This window comes from Escherichia sp. MOD1-EC5990, assembly GCF_002965285.1.
Classification (GTDB): domain Bacteria; phylum Pseudomonadota; class Gammaproteobacteria; order Enterobacterales; family Enterobacteriaceae; genus Escherichia; species Escherichia coli_F.
Window position 1 is genome coordinate 1 of sequence record NZ_PTRV01000027.1, and the last position, 15664, is coordinate 15664.

The 15664-nt window shown below is 49.9% G+C and carries 17 protein-coding genes, 1 pseudogene and 1 other annotated feature; of the genes and pseudogenes, 9 read left to right on the top strand and 9 right to left on the bottom strand.

Features of this window, described 5'->3' with window-relative positions; translation table 11 throughout:
• Positions 1-190: 190 nt before the first annotated feature.
• The 3 genes from clpB to rluD form a co-directional block, all read right to left on the bottom strand.
• Positions 191-2764 (bottom strand): ATP-dependent chaperone ClpB, encoded by a 2574-nt coding sequence (clpB, locus tag BEB42_RS22285; RefSeq protein WP_002431841.1) that lies wholly within the window; start codon positions 2762-2764, stop codon positions 191-193.
• A gap of 129 nt (positions 2765-2893) precedes the next feature.
• Positions 2894-3625, bottom strand: coding sequence for a purine nucleoside phosphorylase YfiH (yfiH, locus tag BEB42_RS22290; RefSeq protein WP_000040132.1), 732 nt, complete (start codon positions 3623-3625; stop codon positions 2894-2896).
• Complete coding sequence (gene rluD / locus BEB42_RS22295; RefSeq protein WP_000079112.1) at positions 3622-4602, bottom strand: 23S rRNA pseudouridine(1911/1915/1917) synthase RluD; 981 nt, start codon at positions 4600-4602, stop codon at positions 3622-3624. The genes yfiH and rluD overlap by 4 nt, the downstream gene beginning before the upstream one ends.
• 134 nt (positions 4603-4736) lie before the next feature.
• On the opposite strand from rluD, the gene bamD reads away from it, so the two are divergent.
• From bamD to pheA, 5 genes and pseudogenes are all read left to right on the top strand, one after another.
• Positions 4737-5474: an outer membrane protein assembly factor BamD gene (gene bamD, locus BEB42_RS22300; RefSeq protein ID WP_000197686.1), complete on the top strand. Its 738-nt coding sequence runs from the start codon at positions 4737-4739 to the stop codon at positions 5472-5474.
• A gap of 120 nt (positions 5475-5594) precedes the next feature.
• Positions 5595-6306, top strand: a pseudogene (locus BEB42_RS22305) (IS4 family transposase).
• Positions 6307-6565: 259 nt separating this feature from the next.
• On the top strand, positions 6566-6907 hold the full coding sequence (gene raiA, locus BEB42_RS22315; RefSeq protein ID WP_000178456.1) for a ribosome-associated translation inhibitor RaiA: 342 nt from the start codon (positions 6566-6568) through the stop codon (positions 6905-6907).
• A 102-nt stretch (positions 6908-7009) separates the two neighbouring features.
• Positions 7010-7135 (top strand) — a sequence feature (Phe leader region).
• Positions 7011-7058, top strand: a complete 48-nt coding sequence (gene pheL, locus BEB42_RS22320; protein WP_001386991.1) for a pheA operon leader peptide PheL — start codon at positions 7011-7013, stop codon at positions 7056-7058. (Overlaps the previous feature by 48 nt.)
• 21 nt (positions 7136-7156) lie before the next feature.
• Positions 7157-8317, top strand: a complete 1161-nt coding sequence (gene pheA, locus BEB42_RS22325; RefSeq protein WP_000200109.1) for a bifunctional chorismate mutase/prephenate dehydratase — start codon at positions 7157-7159, stop codon at positions 8315-8317.
• Between the two features lie 42 nt (positions 8318-8359).
• Here pheA and tyrA read toward each other — a convergent pair whose 3' ends face one another.
• Both tyrA and aroF read right to left on the bottom strand, forming a co-directional pair.
• Positions 8360-9481 carry a bifunctional chorismate mutase/prephenate dehydrogenase gene (gene tyrA, locus BEB42_RS22330; RefSeq protein WP_000225216.1) on the bottom strand — a complete coding sequence of 374 codons (1122 nt, stop codon included), beginning with the start codon at positions 9479-9481 and terminating at the stop codon, positions 8360-8362.
• A 10-nt stretch (positions 9482-9491) separates the two neighbouring features.
• Positions 9492-10562, bottom strand: a complete 1071-nt coding sequence (gene aroF, locus BEB42_RS22335; RefSeq protein WP_001168045.1) for a 3-deoxy-7-phosphoheptulonate synthase AroF — start codon at positions 10560-10562, stop codon at positions 9492-9494.
• Positions 10563-10771: 209 nt separating this feature from the next.
• Here aroF and BEB42_RS22340 point away from each other — a divergent pair, with 209 nt between their 5' ends.
• The 4 genes from BEB42_RS22340 (at position 10772) to BEB42_RS22355 (ending at position 13519) form a co-directional block, all read left to right on the top strand.
• Positions 10772-11137, top strand: coding sequence for a DUF2799 domain-containing protein (locus BEB42_RS22340; protein WP_001353010.1), 366 nt, complete (start codon positions 10772-10774; stop codon positions 11135-11137).
• 149 nt (positions 11138-11286) lie between these two features.
• The gene (locus tag BEB42_RS22345; RefSeq protein WP_001212405.1) at positions 11287-11805 is read left to right on the top strand and encodes a YfiR family protein; all 519 of its coding nucleotides are present in this window, start codon (positions 11287-11289) and stop codon (positions 11803-11805) included.
• Entirely contained in the window at positions 11795-13021 is a 1227-nt protein-coding gene (dgcN, locus tag BEB42_RS22350) for a diguanylate cyclase DgcN (RefSeq protein WP_000969054.1), read from the top strand. Before BEB42_RS22345 ends, dgcN begins: the two co-directional genes overlap by 11 nt.
• A 15-nt stretch (positions 13022-13036) precedes the next feature.
• Entirely contained in the window at positions 13037-13519 is a 483-nt protein-coding gene (locus BEB42_RS22355; protein WP_039021299.1) for an OmpA family protein, read from the top strand.
• Between the two features lie 76 nt (positions 13520-13595).
• On the opposite strand, the gene rplS is transcribed toward BEB42_RS22355, so the two are convergent.
• The 4 genes from rplS to rpsP are packed head-to-tail and all read right to left on the bottom strand — an operon-like array spanning position 13596 to position 15598.
• On the bottom strand, positions 13596-13943 hold the full coding sequence (gene rplS, locus BEB42_RS22360) for a 50S ribosomal protein L19 (protein ID WP_000065253.1): 348 nt from the start codon (positions 13941-13943) through the stop codon (positions 13596-13598).
• 41 nt (positions 13944-13984) lie between these two features.
• On the bottom strand, positions 13985-14752 hold the full coding sequence (gene trmD / locus BEB42_RS22365) for a tRNA (guanosine(37)-N1)-methyltransferase TrmD (RefSeq protein ID WP_000264781.1): 768 nt from the start codon (positions 14750-14752) through the stop codon (positions 13985-13987).
• Between the two features lie 30 nt (positions 14753-14782).
• On the bottom strand, positions 14783-15331 hold the full coding sequence (gene rimM, locus BEB42_RS22370) for a ribosome maturation factor RimM (protein WP_000043335.1): 549 nt from the start codon (positions 15329-15331) through the stop codon (positions 14783-14785).
• 18 nt (positions 15332-15349) lie between these two features.
• Positions 15350-15598, bottom strand: coding sequence for a 30S ribosomal protein S16 (gene rpsP / locus BEB42_RS22375; RefSeq protein ID WP_000256450.1), 249 nt, complete (start codon positions 15596-15598; stop codon positions 15350-15352).
• Positions 15599-15664 lie beyond the last annotated feature (66 nt).

Genomic DNA, 15664 nt, shown 5'->3' on the forward strand with positions numbered 1-15664 from the left:
CGCTGACCCGGCGGCGTGTTTGCCGTTGTTCCGTGTCAGTGGTGGCGCATTATAGGGAGTTATTCCGGCCTGACAAGCGAAAAATATAAAAACTTTATCGTTCGCTCATTTTTCAGGCAAAACATCTTGAATATAGTCTTTTCCGTCTAATTTATAGACAAAAACGAGCCCCAAAGGGCTCGTTTTATCATTACTGGACGGCGACAATCCTGTCTTCATTAACTTCCAGGCGAATAACTTTACCCGGAACCAATTCACCAGACAGTATTTGCTGTGCCAGCGGGTTTTCGATCTGCTGCTGGATAGCACGTTTCAGAGGACGTGCACCATAGACCGGATCGTAACCGTTCTCGCTCAGCAGTTTCAGCGCCTCGTCAGAAATGTGGATTTCATAACCACGTTCTTCCAGACGTTTGTACAGACGTTTCAACTGAATCTGCGCAATCGACGCAATGTGCTGTTCACCCAGCGGATGGAAGACCACCACTTCATCGATACGGTTAATGAATTCCGGACGGAAGTTATGGCTTACCACACCGAGTACCAGCTCTTTCATGTGCGCATAATCCAGTTCACCGAAGCGTTCCTGAATCAAATCGGAACCGAGGTTAGAGGTCATAATGACAACCGTATTACGGAAGTCGACCGTTCTCCCCTGCCCGTCAGTCAGACGCCCATCATCCAGTACCTGCAACAGAATGTTGAAGACATCCGGATGCGCTTTTTCCACTTCATCCAGCAGGATGACGGAATACGGACGACGACGCACCGCTTCGGTCAGGTAGCCACCTTCTTCATAACCGACATATCCCGGAGGCGCACCAACCAGACGAGACACCGAGTGTTTCTCCATAAATTCGGACATATCGATACGAACCATCGCCTCGTCGCTATCGAACATAAAGTTCGCCAGCGCCTTACAAAGTTCAGTTTTACCCACACCAGTTGGCCCAAGGAACAGAAATGAACCAATCGGGCGATTTGGATCCGCAAGCCCCGCACGGCTACGACGAATAGCGTTAGATACCGCATCAACCGCTTCGTTCTGACCAATAACGCGATGGTGCAGTTCTTGCTCCATACGCAGCAGTTTTTCGCGCTCGCTTTCCATCATGCGAGAAACCGGAATCCCCGTCCAACGCGCCAGCACTTCAGCAATTTCGGCGTCGGTCACTTTATTACGCAAGAGACGCATAGTTTTGCCTTCGAGCTGCGTAGCGGCTTCCAGTTGCTTTTCCAGTTCTGGAATTTTGCCGTATTGCAGTTCAGACATCCGCGCCAGATCCCCAACACGGCGAGCCTGTTCAATGGCGATTTTCGCCTGCTCCAGTTCCGCTTTAATGGTCTGCGTACCAGAGAGCGATGCTTTCTCAGCTTTCCACTCTTCTTCTAACTCGGAATACTGACGTTCTTTGTCGCTCAGTTCTTCGTTGAGCATATCCAGGCGTTTTTTACTGGCTTCATCAGACTCTTTCATTAGCGCCTGTTGTTCCAGTTTGAGCTGGATGATACGACGATCGAGTCGGTCGAGTTCCTCTGGTTTTGAGTCAATCTGCATACGAATGCTGGATGCTGCTTCATCGATTAGGTCGATGGCTTTATCCGGCAGCTGACGGTCAGCAATGTAGCGATGAGACAACGTCGCCGCTGCAACAATTGCCGGGTCAGTAATTTGCACATGGTGGTGCAGTTCATAACGTTCTTTCAGGCCACGCAGAATAGCAATGGTGTCTTCCACGGTTGGCTCGGCAACAAACACTTTCTGGAAACGACGTTCCAGCGCAGCATCTTTTTCGATGTACTGGCGATATTCGTCCAGTGTCGTGGCACCTACGCAGTGCAATTCACCACGCGCCAGCGCCGGTTTCAGCATGTTGCCGGCATCCATTGCGCCATCGGCTTTACCCGCGCCGACCATGGTATGTAATTCGTCGATAAACAGGATGACGTTGCCTTCCTGTTTGGCAAGATCGTTAAGTACGCCTTTTAAACGCTCTTCAAACTCACCGCGATATTTCGCCCCAGCCACCAGCGCGCCCATATCCAGCGCCAGTACGCGGCGGCCTTTCAACCCTTCCGGCACTTCGCCATTGATAATACGCTGAGCCAGACCTTCAACGATGGCTGTTTTACCAACGCCTGGTTCACCAATCAGCACCGGGTTATTTTTAGTACGACGTTGCAGTACCTGAATGGTACGGCGAATTTCTTCATCACGGCCAATCACCGGATCGAGTTTGCCTTGTTCGGCTCGTTCGGTGAGGTCGATAGTGTATTTTTTCAAAGCCTGACGTTGGTCTTCAGCTCCTTGATCGTTCACGCTTTCACCTCCACGCATTTGTTCAATCGCTTGAGTAATGTTGGCGGTGGTCGCCCCTGCTGCTTTCAGGATGTCGGCCAGCGTGCCGCGAGACTCAAGTGCCGCCAGAACGAACAGTTCTGACGAGATAAAATTATCACCACGTTTTTGCGCCAGCTTGTCGCAAAGATTAAGAACGCGCACCAGATCCTGTGAGGGCTGGACATCGCCACCAGTGCCTTCAACCTGCGGTAAACGATTTAATGCCTGATTGATATCTGTGCGCAACTGACCAGCATTGATGCCGGCGGATGTTAATAAAGGACTAACCGAACCCCCTTCCTGATTCAGCAGGGCGCTCATTAAATGAAGTGGTTCGATGAATTGGTTGTCGTGCCCGAGTGCAAGTGATTGGGCATCGGCAAGAGCAAGCTGGAATTTATTAGTAAGACGATCCAGACGCATAACTCCTCCCATAACGGATCAAAGTTGCTACTGGAGATTAAATGAGGTCATCCCTCAATTATTCAAGGTTATTGACCAGATTAATGTGAAAAGAAAATCACGCGTACCGGATCGTCTTGATTCTTTAGGTTATATCAGCCAAATGAAACTTGCCATACGACCGGTGGTCTTGTCGCGACGATAAGAGAAGAATGTCTCATTTTCCGTATATGTACAACGGTCGCCGCCGAAAATTTGCTCAACACCAACGTTCGCCAGACGCTGCCGGGCAAGCTGATAAATATCCGCCAGATATTTATCTCCATGCTGAATGAAAGCTGCACTCGCTTTGGCGTCTACTGCCATAAACGCCTCGCGAACCTCCGCTCCCACTTCAAACGCGCGTGGACCAATTGCCGGCCCTAACCAGGCGAGAATGTTTTCGGGATTATCAGCAAAACAGGAAACCGTCTCTTCCAGCACGCCTGCGCACAGTCCACGCCAGCCAGCATGAGCGGCGGCGACTTCCGTTCCCGCTCGATTGCAAAACAGCACAGGGAGGCAGTCAGCCGTCATCACGGCGCAAACCGTGCCGGGCGTATTGCTATAAGAGGCATCCGCTCGTTTTGAGGCATAAGGTTCGCCAGTAAGCTTAAGCACATCTTTGCCGTGTACCTGCTCAAGCCAGACCGGTTTTGAAGGCAAATTGCCCGCAGCAAAAAGTCGCTTACGATTTTCCTCGACGTGATCCGGGTTATCGCCACAATGGGCACCGAGGTTGAGCGAGTCATACGGCGGCAAGCTCACGCCGCCGATACGGGTAGAGCTACAGGCCGCAACACCTTTTGGCAGCGGCCACTGCGGGACAATCAGCTTACTCATAACCAGTCCACTTCATCCTTATGCTCTTCGAAATCGGCGCGCATCACCTCAATCAGCTCCACCATATCTTGTGGAATAGGCGCATGCCATTCCATTTCGATGCCGGAGATCGGGTGATAAAGACGCAGCATGGTTGCATGAAGCGCCTGGCGGTCAAACTTACGCAGCGTGGAGATAAACGCTTCCGAAGCACCTTTTGGCGGACGCGGACGGCCGCCATAAACCGGATCGCCCACCAGCGGATGAGTGATATGGGCCATATGCACGCGGATCTGGTGCGTACGTCCGGTTTCCAGACGCAACCGCAGACGCGTGTGCACACGGAAGTGTTCCATGATGCGATAGTGAGTGACCGCCGGTTTACCCATCGGATGCACCGCCATGTGAGTACGTTTGGTCGGGTGGCGGCTGATTGGTTCATCTACTGTACCGCCAGCGGTCATATGACCAATTGCCACCGCTTCATACTCACGAGTAATTTCACGCCGTTGCAAAGATTCGACTAAACGCGTCTGAGCCGGAACGGTTTTTGCCACAACCATCAGGCCGGTGGTGTCTTTATCCAGACGATGGACGATGCCCGCACGCGGTACATCGGCAATGGGCGGATAATAATGAAGCAACGCATTCAGTACCGTGCCATCCGGGTTACCCGCGCCAGGATGTACCACCAGGTCGCGTGGTTTATTAATGACGATGATATCTTCATCTTCATAGACGATATCCAGCGGGATATCCTGCGGTTCAAAACGCGCTTCTTCTTCAATCTCAGCGTTGATGGCCACCTGCTCGCCACCCAATACTTTTTCTTTCGGCTTATCGCAAACTTTGCCGTTAACCAGCACGCGCTGGTCGAGGATCCATTCTTTTATTCGCGAACGTGAATAATCCGGGAACATTTCGGCCAAAGCCTGATCTAAGCGTTGACCGAGTTGGTTTTCGGACACCGTTGCAGTGAGCTGTACTCGTTGTGCCATATATACTGCTTCTTCGTTTATCGTTGGGGTTTTACGGCTTTGCCGTTTAATATAGTGTGCTATTGTAGCTGGTCTTAACCGGGAGCAGGAACAGAGAATCTCCCGTATTACATTTTGAGGAAAGTCAAAACGTCATGACGCGCATGAAATATCTGGTGGCAGCCGCCACACTAAGCCTGTTTTTGGCGGGTTGCTCGGGGTCAAAGGAAGAAGTACCTGATAATCCGCCAAATGAAATTTACGCGACTGCACAACAAAAGCTGCAGGACGGTAACTGGAGACAGGCAATAACGCAACTGGAAGCGTTAGATAATCGCTATCCGTTTGGTCCGTATTCGCAGCAGGTGCAGCTGGATCTCATCTACGCCTACTATAAAAACGCCGATTTGCCGTTAGCACAGGCTGCCATCGATCGTTTTATTCGCCTTAACCCGACCCATCCGAATATCGATTATGTCATGTACATGCGTGGCCTGACCAATATGGCGCTCGATGACAGTGCACTGCAAGGGTTCTTTGGCGTCGATCGTAGCGATCGCGATCCTCAACATGCACGAGCTGCGTTTAGTGACTTTTCCAAACTGGTGCGCGGCTATCCGAACAGTCAGTACACCACCGATGCCACCAAACGTCTGGTATTCCTGAAAGATCGTCTGGCGAAATATGAATACTCCGTTGCCGAGTACTATACAGAACGTGGCGCATGGGTTGCCGTCGTTAACCGCGTAGAAGGCATGTTGCGCGACTACCCGGATACCCAGGCTACGCGTGATGCGCTGCCGCTGATGGAAAATGCATACCGTCAGATGCAGATGAATGCGCAAGCTGAAAAAGTAGCGAAAATCATCGCCGCAAACAGCAGCAATACATAACAGAAACCTGAAACACAAAACGGCAGCCTTGAGCTGTAATGCCGATCAGTTAAGGATCAGTTGACCGATCCAGTGCCTGTGTAAGAATCCGGAAACGCTCACTCGTTTCCGGATTTTTTTATGCTCATTGGACAGGCCCTTGATTTGGTATCCCGTTACGATTCTCTGCGTAACCCACTGACTTCTCTGGGGGATTACCTCGACCCCGAACTCATCTCTCGTTGCCTTGCCGAATCAGGTACTGTAACGCTACGCAAGCGCCGTCTTCCCCTCGAAATGATGGTCTGGTGTATTGTTGGCATGGCGCTTGAGCGTAAAGAACCTCTTCACCAGATTGTGAATCGCCTGGACATCATGCTGCCGGGCAATCGCCCCTTCGTTGCCCCCAGTGCCGTTATTCAGGCCCGCCAGCGCCTGGGAAGTGAGGCTGTCCGACGCGTGTTCACGAAAACAGCGCAGCTCTGGCATAACGCCACGCTGCATCCGCACTGGTGCGGCCTGACCCTGCTGGCCATCGATGGTGTGTTCTGGCGCACACCGGATACACCAGAGAACGATGCAGCCTTCCCCCGCCAGACACATGCCGAGAACCCGGCGCTCTACCCGCAGGTCAAAATGGTCTGCCAGATGGAACTGACCAGCCATCTGCTGACGTCGATGACGGACGCCATGCGCTTCACCGGGACGTATACCGGAGCTGATGCGCGATCTTGCAAGTATGGGACAACCAGTGAAATTACCGACAAGAAGGGAAAGGGCCTTCCCGAGAGTGGTAAAGGAGAGGCCCTGGAAATACCCCACAGCCCCGAAAAAGAGCCAGTCAGTTGCTTAACTGACTGGCATTACAGCCTTGAGCTGCCGTTTTTTTATTCTGTTAGTTGTGAAACTGAAGCGATTTAGTCACTATCGATCTCATCAAATATGGCTCGCTTTGAGATATTCCTCAAGTAAAAAAACACCTCTTCCTGCGATTTCTCACAAAAAAGATTCGTTGACAAAAAGTGACAAAATTATGAGATTTCCATCACACATTTTGACATCAGGAACGGTATGCTGAATTCACCAAGACGGGAAGACAAGAGGTAAAATTTATGACAATGAACATTACCAGCAAACAAATGGAAATTACTCCGGCCATCCGCCAACATGTCGCAGACCGTCTCGCCAAACTGGAAAAATGGCAAACACATCTGATTAATCCACATATCATTCTGTCTAAAGAGCCACAAGGTTTTGTTGCTGACGCCACAATCAATACACCTAACGGCGTTCTGGTTGCCAGTGGTAAACATGAAGATATGTACACCGCAATTAACGAATTGATCAACAAGCTGGAACGGCAGCTCAATAAACTGCAGCACAAAGGCGAAGCACGTCGTGCCGCAACATCGGTGAAAGACGCCAACTTCGTCGAAGAAGTTGAAGAAGAGTAGTCCTTTATATTGAGTGTATCGCCAACGCGCCTTCGGGCGCGTTTTTTGTTGACAGCGTGAAAACAGTACGGGTACTGTACTAAAGTCACTTAAGGAAACAAACATGAAACACACACCGTTTTTCTTCGCATTCTTTTTTACCTTCCCCTGAATGGGAGGCGTTTCGTCGTGTGAAACAGAATGCGAAGACGAACAATAAGGCCTCCCAAATCGGGGGGCCTTTTTTATTGATAACAAAAAGGCAACACTATGACATCGGAAAACCCGTTACTGGCGCTGCGAGAGAAAATCAGCGCGCTGGATGAAAAATTATTAGCATTACTGGCAGAGCGACGCGAACTGGCCGTCGAGGTGGGAAAAGCCAAACTGCTCTCGCATCGCCCGGTACGTGATATTGATCGTGAACGCGATTTGCTGGAAAGATTAATTACGCTCGGTAAAGCGCACCATCTGGACGCCCATTACATTACTCGCCTGTTCCAGCTCATCATTGAAGATTCCGTATTAACTCAGCAGGCACTGCTCCAGCAACATCTCAATAAAATTAATCCTCACTCTGCTCGCATTGCTTTTCTCGGCCCCAAAGGCTCCTATTCACATCTTGCCGCTCGTCAGTACGCGGCTCGCCACTTCGAACAATTTATTGAAAGTGGTTGTGCGAAATTTGCGGATATTTTTAATCAAGTGGAAACCGGCCAGGCCGACTATGCAGTAGTACCGATCGAAAACACCAGCTCCGGGGCCATAAACGACGTTTACGATTTACTGCAACATACCAGTTTGTCGATTGTTGGCGAAATGACGCTGACCATCGACCACTGCCTGCTGGTTTCCGGCACTACTGATTTATCCAACATCAACACGGTCTACAGCCATCCGCAGCCATTCCAGCAATGCAGTAAATTCCTTAATCGTTATCCGCACTGGAAGATTGAATATACCGAAAGTACGTCTGCGGCAATGGAAAAGGTTGCACAGGCAAAATCACCGCATGTTGCTGCGCTGGGAAGCGAAGCAGGCGGCACATTGTACGGTTTGCAGGTGCTCGAGCGTATTGAAGCGAATCAGCGCCAAAACTTCACCCGATTTGTGGTGCTGGCACGTAAAGCCATTAACGTGTCTGACCAGGTTCCGGCGAAAACGACGTTGTTAATGGCGACCGGACAACAAGCTGGTGCACTGGTTGAAGCGTTGTTGGTACTGCGCAACCACAATCTGATTATGACCCGTCTGGAATCACGCCCGATTCACGGTAATCCGTGGGAAGAGATGTTTTATCTGGATATTCAGGCCAATCTTGAATCAGCGGAAATGCAAAAAGCATTGAAAGAGTTAGGGGAAATCACCCGTTCGATGAAGGTATTAGGTTGTTACCCAAGTGAGAATGTAGTGCCTGTCGATCCGGCATAATGAAATCGAGCCGGGTGAAATATTCCACCCGGCACAAGATGATTACTGGCGACTGTCATTCGCCTGACGCAATAACACACGGCTTTCATGCTGAAAACGCTGTGCGTAATCGCCGAACCAGTGCTCCACCTTGCGGAAACTATCAATAAACGCCTGCTTATCGCCCTGCTCCAGCAACTCAATCGCCTCGCCGAAACGCTTATAGTAACGTTTGATTAACGCCAGATTACGCTCTGACGACATAATAATGTCGGCATACAGTTGCGGATCCTGGGCAAACAGTCGCCCAACCATCGCCAGCTCAAGGCGGTAAATCGGCGAAGAAAGCGCCAGAAGTTGCTCAAGCTGAACATTTTCTTCTGCCAGGTGCAGCCCATAAGCAAAAGTAGCAAAGTGGCGCAGTGCCTGAATAAACGCCATATTCTGATCGTGCTCGACAGCGCTAATACGATGCAACCGAGCGCCCCAGACCTGAATTTGCTCCAGAAACCATTGGTATGCTTCGGGCTTACGTCCATCACACCAGACCACAACTTGCTTTGCCAGGCTACCGCCGTCCGGGCCGAACATCGGGTGTAACCCCAGCACCGGGCCATCGTGCGCCGCCAGCATGGCCTGTAATGGTCCATTTTTCACTGATGCCAGATCAACCAGAATACAATCTTTCGGTAAAGGCGGTAATTTGCCGATAACTTGCTCAGTAACGTGGATGGGCACACTAACAATCACCATTCCGGCATCGGCAACAATATCAGCCGCTCGATCCCAGTCATGTTGCTCCAGAATCCGCACCTGATAACCCGAGAGCGTCAGCATCTTCTCGAACAGGCGTCCCATCTGACCGCCACCGCCGACGATAACCACCGGACGCAGTGACGGACAAAGTGTTTTAAATCCTTTGTCGTTTTCACTGGAGTAAGATTCACGCATCACCCGACGCAAAACATCCTCAATCAGATCTGGCGGTACACCCAGAGCTTCCGCCTCTGCACGACGCGAGGCCAACATAGATGCCTCGCGCTCCGGAACATAAATAGGCAGTCCAAAGCGGCTTTTCACCTCGCCAACTTCAGCAACCAGTTCCAGACGCTTCGCTAATAAATTCAGCAGCGCTTTATCGACTTCATCAATTTGATCGCGTAATGCGGTCAACTCAGCAACCATAATAAACCTCTTAAGCCACGCGAGCCGTCAGCTGCCCGTTCAGATCCTGATGAATTTCACGCAGCAAGGCATCGGTCATTTCCCAGCTAATGCAGGCATCGGTTACGGATACACCGTATTTCATTTCACTGCGCGGTTGCTCGGAAGACTGATTGCCCTCGTGGATATTACTTTCGATCATCAGACCAATAATTGAGCGATTTCCATCTTTGATTTGAGCAACCACGGATTCTGCCACCGCAGGCTGACGGCGATAATCTTTATTGGAATTACCGTGGCTGCAATCTACCATCAGAGACGGGCGCAGTCCCGCCTGTTCCATCTCTTTTTCACATTGCGCAACATCCGCAGGGCTATAGTTTGGCGCTTTACCACCGCGCAGGATCACATGCCCGTCCGGATTCCCCTGAGTTTGTAGCAACGCAACCTGCCCTGCCTGGTTAATGCCAACAAAACGGTGCGGCTGGGCGGCGGCGCGCATAGCGTTAATTGCCGTTGCCAGACTGCCATCGGTGCCGTTTTTAAAACCAACCGGCATGGAAAGCCCGGAGGCCATTTCACGGTGTGTTTGCGATTCCGTTGTACGAGCACCAATTGCTGACCAGCTAAACAGATCGCCCAGGTATTGCGGGCTATTAGGATCTAACGCTTCCGTCGCCAGTGGCAGTCCCATATTCACCAGCTCAAGCAGCAATTTACGCGCGATCTGCAGCCCGGCTTCTACATCAAAAGAGCCATCCATATGGGGATCGTTAATTAACCCTTTCCAGCCGACAGTGGTACGGGGTTTTTCAAAATAGACGCGCATTACCAGATAGAGGCTATCGCTGACCTCTGCGGCAAGGGCTTTAAATCGACGAGCATATTCCAGAGCAGTTTCCGGATCATGAATGGAACAAGGACCACATACTACCAACAGACGAGGATCGCGCCCGGCGATAATATCTGAAATGGTTTTACGCGAGTCAGCAATCTGGGCTTCCTGTTGCAGGCTTAATGGAAAAGCGGCCTTCAGTTGTTCCGGAGTCATTAAAACTTGTTCGTCGGTAATATGTACGTTATTCAGCGCGTCTTTTTGCATGATGGCGATCCTGTTTATGCTCGTTTGCGATAGTTGATCCTCAGCGAGGATGACGTAACGATAACACATAAAGTAAAGTTTTCAATCCATATTTCGTACATTTTTCTTTACACAGGCAATTTATTCGCGCTTTTAACCCTTGTTTATGTATAAATAAATTTACACCTCCTTTGAAAACAATCCGCTATGCTTTGAAAAAGGAGAAAGAAATGATGAAAAAGTTTATCGCCCCCTTGTTGGCTTTACTGGTTAGCGGATGTCAGATTGATCCTTATACTCACGCGCCAACCTTGACCAGCACCGACTGGTATGATGTTGGTATGGAAGATGCGATATCGGGCAACGCCATAAAAGATGACGATGCATTTAGCGATTCACAGGCGGATCGCGGTCTATACCTTAAAGGATATGCCGAAGGACAAAAGAAAACTTGCCAGACCGATTTTACTTATGCCCGAGGACTTTCCGGTAAAAGCTTTCCTGCCAGCTGCAACAATGTTGAAAATGCCAGCCAACTGCATGAAGTATGGCAAAAAGGGGCTGATGAAAATGCCAGCACAATACGATTAAATTAATTACCCCCCCACAAATAAATTAAACATGAGATTCTACTCATTGTGTTTTATTTCTCACATTGATGACGACCGCATGAAAGAATGATATTTTAATGAGCATTCTGAAAAATTATCGATGCATTGCAAGCGAAGATGGTGAGGATCCCTGAATGCGTTTTTCTCATCGTCTGTTCTTACTGCTGATTCTCCTCCTGACGGGAGCACCAATACTCGCTCAGGAACCTTCAGACGTTGCGAAAAACGTGCGTACGATGGTTTCCGGTATTGTCAGTTACACTCGCTGGCCTGCGCTATCAGGCCTACCAAAGTTATGTATCTTTTCATCTTCACGTTTTAGTACCGCCCTACAAGAGAATGGCGCGACATCTTTGCCTTATCTGCCTGTCATCATTCACTCTCAACAAGAGGCGATGATATCAGGCTGCAATGGTTTTTATTTTGGCAACGAGTCACCAACATTCCAGATGGAATTAACCGAACAATATCCGTCAAAGGCGTTATTATTAATTGCCGAACAAAATGCCGAGTGCATTATTGGCAGCGCCTTTTGTCTGATCATCCACAATAATGACGTCAGATTTGCCGTAAACCTGGATGCCTTATCGCGTAGCGGTGTAAAGGTGAACCCAGATGTCTTAATGCTCGCACGGAAGAAAAATGATGGATAACGATAATTCTCTTAATAAGCGCCCCACGTTTAAAAGAGCATTACGCAACATCAGTATGACCAGCATATTTATCACTATGATGCTGATCTGGTTGCTGCTTTCCGTGACCTCGGTGCTGACCCTGAAACAGTACGCGCAAAAAAACCTGGCACTGACAGCAGCAACAATGACTTACAGTCTGGAAGCAGCGGTCGTTTTTGCCGATGGCCCTGCAGCAACTCAAACACTGGCAGCGCTGGGGAAGCAAGGGCAATTTTCAACTGCAGAAGTGCGTGATAAGCAGCAAAATATTCTGGCATCCTGGCATTACACCCGTAAGGATCCAGGCGATACTTTCAGCAATTTCATAAGCCACTGGCTCTTCCCTGCCCCCATCACTCAGCCGATTCGTCACAATGGTGAAACCATTGGCGAAGTACGCTTAACCGCTCGCGACAGTTCAATCAGCCATTTTATCTGGTTTTCGCTCGCTGTCCTGACCGGTTGTATTCTGCTGGCATCAGGCATCGCAATTACCCTCACCCGCCATTTGCACAATGGCCTGGTGGAAGCGCTGAAAAATATCACCGATGTCGTACATGATGTGCGTTCCAACCGCAATTTTTCCCGACGAGTTTCGGAAGAACGTATCGCTGAGTTTCACCGCTTCGCTCTCGACTTCAACAGTCTGCTGGATGAAATGGAAGAGTGGCAGCTTCGTTTACAGGCCAAAAATGCGCAGCTTCTACGTACCGCGCTACATGACCCATTAACCGGGCTGGCGAACCGGGCTGCGTTTCGTAGCGGCATCAACACGTTGATGAGCAGTTCCGACGCCCGAAAAACGTCGGCGTTACTATTTCTTGATGGCGATAATTTCAAATATATCAATGATACCTGGGGTCATGCGACGGGCGATCGTGTCTTGATTGAGGTAGCAAAACGGTTAGCTGAATTTGGCGGGCTGCAACATAAAGCATACCGCATAGGCGGCGATGAATTTGCGATGGTCCTCTTTGGTGTACAGTCGGAATCCGAAGTACATCGGATTTGCTCAGCACTGACACAAATCTTTAATCGCCCGTTTGATCTTCATAATGGTCATCAGACCACCATGACATTAAGCATTGGTTACGCGATGACCATTGAGCATGCCTCTGCGGAAAAATTACAAGAGCTGGCCGATCACAATATGTATCAGGCCAAACACCAGCGTGCCGAAAAGCTGGTGAGATAACAAGGATATATCGATATGATAAAGCACTTGGTAGCACCCCTGATTTTCACCTCGCTAGTACTGACTGGCTGCCAGTCCCCTCAGGGAAAGTTTACTCCTGAGCAAGTTGCCGCTATGCAATCTTATGGATTTACTGAATCCGCCGGCGACTGGTCGCTGGGATTATCAGATGCCATTCTGTTCGCAAAAAATGACTACAAATTGCTCCCGGAAAGCCAGCAACAGATCCAAACCATGGCAGCCAAATTGGCCTCGACAGGGCTAACGCATGCCCGTATGGATGGACACACCGACAACTATGGTGAAGACAGTTACAACGAAGCCTTATCATTGAAACGGGCGAATGTTGTGGCCGATGCATGGGCTATAGGTGGACAAATTCCGCGCAGCAACCTCACCACACAGGGTTTAGGAAAAAAATATCCCATCGCCAGTAACAAGACCGCTCAGGGCAGAGCCGAGAACCGCCGCGTCGCAGTGGTGATTACTACACCTTAAAACACGATCAAACAGATAAAAAAAGGGCCAGCCAATTGGCCAGCCCTTCTTAACAGGATGTCGCTTAAGCGAAATCTTAGTTAAGACGCTCTTTGATACGAGCAGCCTTACCAGTACGCTCACGCAGGTAGTACAGTTTAGCTTTACGAACAGCACCACGACGTTTGACAGAAATGCTGTCAACTACCGGAGAGTGAGTCTGGAAGACACGCTCAACGCCTTCGCCGTTGGAAATTTTACGAACAGTGAATGCAGAGTGCAGACCGCGGTTACGAATAGCGATAACCACGCCCTCGAATGCCTGCAGACGTTTTTTGGAACCTTCAACAACCCATACTTTCACTTCCACGGTATCACCCGGACGGAAGGAAGGTACGTCCTGCTTCATCTGCTCTTGTTCAAGTTGCTTAATAATGTTGCTCATAATTTAATCTCTTATCCTGGGTAAACTGATATCTCGGGGGCTTACGCCATCCCATCATGTTTATGTTGCTGTTGTGCGTGTTCCGTTTTGAACTCCGCCAGCAACCTTGCTTGCTCTTCAGTCAGAGCCAGGTTTTCCAGAAGTTCAGGTCTTCTAAGCCAGGTACGGCCCAGCGACTGTTTCAAACGCCAGCGACGTATCTCAGCATGGTTGCCCGACAGTAACACTGACGGAACTTCCATCCCTTCTAACACCTCAGGCCGCGTATAGTGCGGGCAATCCAGCAATCCTTCAGCAAAGGAATCTTCCGTTGCCGAAGCTTCATGTCCCAGTACTCCCGGAATAAACCGGGAAACGGAGTCAATCAGCGTCATTGCTGGTAACTCACCACCACTGAGAACGTAATCGCCGATTGACCATTCTTCGTCAATTTCGGTTTGGATCACGCGCTCATCTATACCTTCGTAGCGACCGCACACCAGAATCAATTTTTGATTCGTTGCCAGTTCGCTGACGCCTGCTTGATCAAGCTTGCGCCCCTGCGGTGACAGATAAATCACCTTTGCGCCTTCACCCGCCGCGGCTTTTGCTGCATGAATGGCGTCCCGTAAAGGTTGCACCATCATTAACATCCCCGGTCCGCCGCCGTAAGGACGATCGTCCACGGTACGGTGCCGGTCATGCGTGAAGTCACGAGGACTCCAGCTCTGGATGCTCAGCAGGCCATTTTTAACTGCCCGGCCAGTTACCCCGTAATCGGTAATTGCGCGGAACATTTCAGGAAACAGGCTAATTATGCCAATCCACATAGCGCCGTCTTTTACCGTTTATCCGGTGGTTTAAAAACCAGGATCCCAATCTACTTCGATTGAACGAGTAGTGAGATCGACTTTCTTGATAACCTGCCCATCGAGGAACGGTACGAGACGTTCCTTGATACCAAACGCATCTTTCAGGTTTGCCTTAATGACGAGAACGTCATTAGATCCGGTTTCCATCATATCGACGACTTTACCGAGATCGTAGCCTTCAGTGGTTACTACCTGGCAGCCCATCAGGTCTTTCCAGTAGTAGTCACCCTCTTCAAGCTGAGGCAACTGCGATGAATCCACGACAATTTCACAATTCGTCAGCAGGTTCGCCGCATCACGATCGTCAACGCCTTTCAGCTTGATGATCATGTCCTGATTGTGGTGCTTCCAGCTTTCCAGCTGGACTTGCTGCCACTGACCCGCCTTCTGGATAAACCAGGGCTGATAGTCAAAAATGCTTTCGGCGTCTTCGGTGGAAGAAAACACTCTGAGCCACCCACGAATACCGTAAGACGAACCCATTTTTCCCAAAACGATGGGATCAACAGGTGCTTGCGCGGTGAGTTGTTTGCTCATCATGACCACCGTGACAGATTAAGCTGCTTTGTTTACTTCTTTGATCAGCGCAGCAACGCGATCAGAAATAGTTGCGCCCTGGCCAACCCAGTGAGCGATGCGATCCAGATCCAGGCGAGTGCCTTCTTCTTTTTCGCTAGCGATTGGGTTGAAGAAACCAACGCGCTCGATGAAGCGACCGTTGCGTGCATTACGGCTGTCAGCGACAACAACCTGGTAGAACGGACGCTTTTTAGCGCCGTGACGTGCTAAACGAATAGTTACCATAACATCCTCTTGTGTGAATAAAACAACCGGACCCCATCGAGGAACGGAGTCCGGTGTCATATTAAA